Source organism: Bifidobacterium sp. POST2/T3 (B1), from assembly GCF_058197115.1.
In genome coordinates this window covers 1-5189 of the sequence record NZ_JBVPQK010000188.1, presented here as the reverse complement: position 1 = coordinate 5189, position 5189 = coordinate 1, and the positions used below count along the sequence as shown (strand labels likewise).

Genomic DNA, 5189 nt, shown 5'->3' with positions numbered 1-5189 from the left:
TCACCTTCTTCGATGCGGTCACGAACCTTCCTCCTTTTGATAACCATTCAATTTTCCCGTCCTAGTTGGACATGTCAAAACGGCTGATAGTTATACACGGTCACTGTTCATAACTGTGGATAAGTGTGGATAGACCCAACGACGCCACAGCGGCTGACCCTTCTCCTAGATTATTAGATTTGCCTTGTGATTATTGACAAGTCTGACGCTTCACATCCCATGCCATGGTCTACAAACGACGATGTGGATAATTCAAGCGTCAAGTCAAAATTGTGCATAACTTATTAGCAGCAAATTGATAAATGAACTACGTCACCAAATTGAGCAGCACTATTCATGGCTATAGTCAATGATTTCATCCACCTGTTGGATAGCTATTATAAATGCTGCCGTAATTCTCTAATTAAACCTTTGAACTACAAACCTCATACAACTGTACGGCAATATGCTGTTTCACGTGAAACATCTATATTGTCTGGAAAGTATCGTTACCCCGTTAATTGTCGACGGACGTAATTAGGCGATTTAGTTTTGTATATTTTATTTTCGTAATCTGTTTGCCTACCAACGATATTACTGACGGATCACTGGAACAGAACTTGATATTCAATTTTAAGGATTAGTTTTTGAAGTTGTTAAACAAAATGCTTCAATGTATCCGTCAGCACTATATTTACTTCGTGTGATTATGGTTGAAGAAAGCAACTAAGAAGCAAAACCATTGACAACCTTTCCCTGAAGAAGATATATAAGGCATTACAACATCCTTTTGCCTTTACTTCAATAACCCTAATCCTGATTGCTTCATTCTGAGTTGATAGTTTCACGTGAAACATTACGATCTATCTCTACATATATAAAGCATCCATTGGAAGCGCAGACTGAATATTGTTGTATTTAAAGATGCCTTGAATTTAGTAGTTGCGGACGGACGCATGTTCCCGTATAACATACTCAAACAGTCTGCTGCGTCTTTTGGACCAGTTGCGCCTGCTATCAAAGATGCTCAGTTTCGGTGTTACTGGGTAAAAAAACGTACATTTCACAATGTTTCACGTGAAACATCCTTTCGTGGATACATCTAAAATTGGTGACTAGCTCTCCTAAAGCTCGATCCCTTTACCTCTTTACCCCACACAGCAGAGGTATTGCCGCTCTCAGGACTATTTTAAAGACTTAGTCTTAGCTGATTAATCGATAACTCATGCAACCTTCATGCATACGCAAGAATCTGTGATACCTCTACTAATATTAATAAGAAACCGCAAAGGTCGTCACGTGGGATAGACACAATAGACCCCTTTGGAGAAGGGGAATACATAAATGAGTACAGCAAGAAATGCATAGCTACGACGATCTAGTACATGAAGCATATAAGCGCATGAATCCCACTGCTTCCAAAATACAACATCTCCTGAGACGGTTAATCCAACAATAGAAAGATGGCGGTATACCTAATTCTGAGATAAAACATCCTACGAACAGTCTAATACTGCTTGGACAACAAAATCAGGATGCAATGATATCGCCGGCCCAACAAAACTAAAGAGGCAAAGTGACGTGCATAATATTCAAAACACAGGATATCTCTATTTCAAATAATATAATGAGATACACTCTATTCTATCTGTTATCTATTGCACTGTTTTAAATCTTAAGTATCAAAAACTAGAAAGTTTCGAGCTGGAAGCACACCTAGGCAAACAATATAAATCACCAACGTGCTTGCTTCCCCCTTAGCCCAACATTCCATTCATGTCGACTGATCATCAGCTAAGCTGTCGTCTGGAAAAGACCTACTGAATCTGGTAGAGCTTAATCAGTCATCTTTACTCATGCTTTCAAGAAGGCACTATGTTAAATACTGATGATTTATTATCTTATTTAGCCTATTCATATCTTCTGATTGAGTCGCATCTCAGGCACCAAAGTCATTTAATAAAGCTATCAGCGTCGTACTTTAGTGCTTGTCCACGAGAACCACGTGAGTATCCTCAAGGCCGGGTGCGACTGGAGCTAGGCAAACCCGTGGATTCTCTCCATGACATTTTTTTATCTCTTTGGCTGCCTTATCGAGCTCAACTTGTGCCGAACGACCCTTAAGCGCAATAAGCTGACCTCTCGATCGTAAAAGAGGTAGGGTCCATCCGGCGAGCTTAGTCATGGGGGCTACAGCTCGGCATGTCACGACATCAAAAGTCTGTGGAATTGAAAGATTGGAGTGGGGGTCTGCTAGACCTACTTCACCCGTCACCATTGAAGAGTCATGGCCATTTACACCTTGTTGGCTGTCAGCATTCCTGGCTGCGGTTGAGGTTAAAGAACCGCCACGGCTGTTATCGGAAACAGGCTGTTCCTCGATTCGACGACGACCGTGACGGCGACTCCGTGGACCCTTTTTGTTGTGCCTCATCGAAGCCTTGGAGGATTGTTGAATCAGATCCTCTGCACGCTTGCGAAGCACAACCGTATTAGTCAGGTGCAACTCATCAATGACTTCCTGCAGCCAAATTACACGCCGCTCCATTGGTTCGACAAGAACAACATTGCACTGCGGAAGGCAGGCAGCCAGCACAATACCTGGGAAGCCCCCACCAGAACCTATATCCGCCACAGTTGCCGTGTGACTGTCAGTGTTCAATCGCTCTTGCACGAAAGGCACAATAGCCGCTGAATTAAGTATGTGCCGCTCCCAAATAATGTCTTCATCGCGAGGACCGATGATGCCCTTCTCCACACCCTCGCGTAAGAGCTTGTCATGAAAACGCTGCATGGGTACCAGAGCATCACCGAGCACTTGCCTCAAGAGCGGACTATCATTCAGCTCATCATCCACAACGGCCATTTCAACTCCTCACATTCACTTTCCACGTCTAGTCAGTCAAAACCGCAGACAACGACGGCATCATGCAGTCTCGTATCAAGCGGGATTTCACTATGCCAGAATCGAAAATAGCTGCATTCCTAAGACCTTTACCACCATATAGTTTTCAACCGCAAAAGAGCGTCGAGAGTCATACACCTGCATCCTAGCCGAACAGCATAGGGGGTAGTCTCTGATAGAGAATCATCAACCAAGAGCAATCCGAATTAAGCAGCATGGGAAACTAAGCACTATCAGCAGCCAGACACCACTACACACCGGCCAAAAGCACAGCACTGGAAGATAGCACAACAGACTTCGACAGTATGACCGCGCCGAACAGTGGACCAATCCAAAAAGCCAACGTCATAAATACTTCATCGATGCATAGCCCTGTGTGGCTTTCCAGTCACTACCTATCAGTATCCCCAGGATCTTCATCAGCCTCATAGTCAGCCGAATCGTCGACCTGATCAGTTTCATCCACATCCAGCGGGGCATCATACCCGACTGGCTCGTCCTCGACATCGTCAGGCAGGTCCTCACCTTCGCTCTTGGCTTTCAGGTAGATGGTGACGTAACGGTGTGGTTCCTCACCATGGGAGCGTGACTTCAGTCCCTCCTCGCGAACCATGTCATGAACGATTTTGCGCTCAAAGGAGTTCATTGGCTTCATATTGACTGGATCGCCGGTCTCACGAACCTCGTCAATCGCATCCAGGGCCTGCTCGCGAAGATGTTCGCGCTTGCGCCGCAGGAAGCCGTCTACATCCACGATCAGATGGGAGCGCTCCCCTATCTTCTGCTGCACGGCCAAGCGTGTCAGCTGTTGCAGAGCATCGACCACCTCGCCGTCCTTGCCGATCAGATGCTTGATGTCCGTATCGTCGTCAGCCACAATCTGCACGGTTGGACGGTGGTTGCGCACACCCATCTCGATATCGCCCTCGTAATCGACGATGTCCAGCAACCCCTCAAGATAGTCGGCGGCGACATCCGCCTCCTCATTGAGTTGTTCGATGGTCTTTCCCTGGTCCAGAGACTGAGACATCTATGCTCTCCTTACACGCGTTTACATCCGATTCATAACCTAAGGTCCACTACTGGATTCCTGGTCACCGATCGAGTGTCCAGTATTGAGGATACACGGACGTAATGATTGCAGACTACTCCAGTATTCGCTCGACCGAAAGCCGGGTCACCACGCCGGCCACCACCGCCAATAGCCGCATCAACGGCCGCGACGTTTGCGATGGGGCTGAGAACGCTGGTGGGAGACGTTCTTGTTGTTTCGGGCCTCCTCTTCCAACCGCTTGGCCTCCATCAACTGTTCCTCCTCCAACGAGGGCAGCCCCTGGCGCTTGCGGCGGGCATTTTCATGGCGGTGATCTCGCTCCTCTTTGCTCTCTGCGGCCGGCGAACCAGGAGTGGGCATATGGCGGACCTGGAAGAGGGTTCGGCCCAGATTCCAAAGGTTGTTGGTCAGCCAGTAGATCAGCACGGCGAAGGGGAAGTAGATGCCGGAAAAAATGTACATGACCGGGAAGATGAAGGCCATCATCTGCTGCATCTTGTATTGCTGCCCCTGCATGGCCGATCTGGGCATGTTCCGCCGGACGTTGTGGAACTGTGAATAGAACATGGCCAGGCACATGAGCACGATAAAGACCACAATGACTATGCGGCCCGCACCCTGGGCGGACATGAAGTTGTCCGAAATCCGCAGCCCGAAAAAGGTGGTCTCTTCGAATTCTCGCGCCACCTGTCGATTGAAGGCTCCAAGGGGTGCCCGCTTACCCCGGGCGATGAAGGGCACAGCCGAAAGCACGTAGAACATGGTCATGAAGACCGGGCCCTGGACCAGCATTGGCAGACAGGACCCCATGGGGTTGGCATGATTATCCTGGTAGACCTTCATTGTTTCCCGGCTCATAGCCTCTCGGCTGGCTGGATCCTTCTTGTTGCGGTACTTGTTCTGGATCTTCATCAGCTTGGGCTGCAGAGCCTGCATCTTTTGCATGGATCGCAGCTGCTTGATGAAGAGCGGCAGCACGCACAGGTTGACGACAAGCACCAGCATCACTACCGAGAGCGCCCAGGCCACGCCGGGACCCTTATGGAACCCGATCAGGGTCAGGAACTTGTGGCAGTAGGTCATGATGTAGGTCATGAGCCACTCGATCGGGTACAGGATCTTGTAGAAGAAGCCGTATATGCCCGTATCGAAAGTGAAAGTGTCGTTGTTTTGGAACATTGTCAGGCCGTCTCCTTGTCTGGGGCCATGGGGGTCAGCCGGGCCTCCTCATGAGCCTTGGACCACGAGAAC

3 protein-coding genes are annotated in these 5189 nt (G+C 48.3%); all 3 read right to left on the bottom strand.

Annotated features, from left to right (window positions below):
- Window positions 1-1960 precede the first annotated feature (1960 nt).
- Window positions 1961-2845: a 16S rRNA (guanine(527)-N(7))-methyltransferase RsmG gene (locus tag AC0AP0_RS08660; RefSeq protein WP_490430176.1), complete on the bottom strand. Its 885-nt coding sequence runs from the start codon at window positions 2843-2845 to the stop codon at window positions 1961-1963.
- 430 nt (window positions 2846-3275) lie between these two features.
- Window positions 3276-3914, bottom strand: coding sequence for a Jag family protein (locus AC0AP0_RS08655; protein WP_490430175.1), 639 nt, complete (start codon window positions 3912-3914; stop codon window positions 3276-3278).
- Between the two features lie 180 nt (window positions 3915-4094).
- Window positions 4095-5117, bottom strand: a complete 1023-nt coding sequence (yidC, locus tag AC0AP0_RS08650; protein WP_445342112.1) for a membrane protein insertase YidC — start codon at window positions 5115-5117, stop codon at window positions 4095-4097.
- Window positions 5118-5189: the final 72 nt, after the last annotated feature.

Excerpts from the sequence above, each read along its gene's own strand:
- yidC (WP_445342112.1), bottom strand. The coding sequence starts at position 5,117 with ATGTTCCAAAACAACGACACTTTCACTTTCGATACGGGCATATACGGC.
- AC0AP0_RS08655 (WP_490430175.1), bottom strand. The coding sequence starts at position 3,914 with ATGTCTCAGTCTCTGGACCAGGGAAAGACCATCGAACAACTCAATGAG.
- AC0AP0_RS08660 (WP_490430176.1), bottom strand. The coding sequence starts at position 2,845 with ATGGCCGTTGTGGATGATGAGCTGAATGATAGTCCGCTCTTGAGGCAA.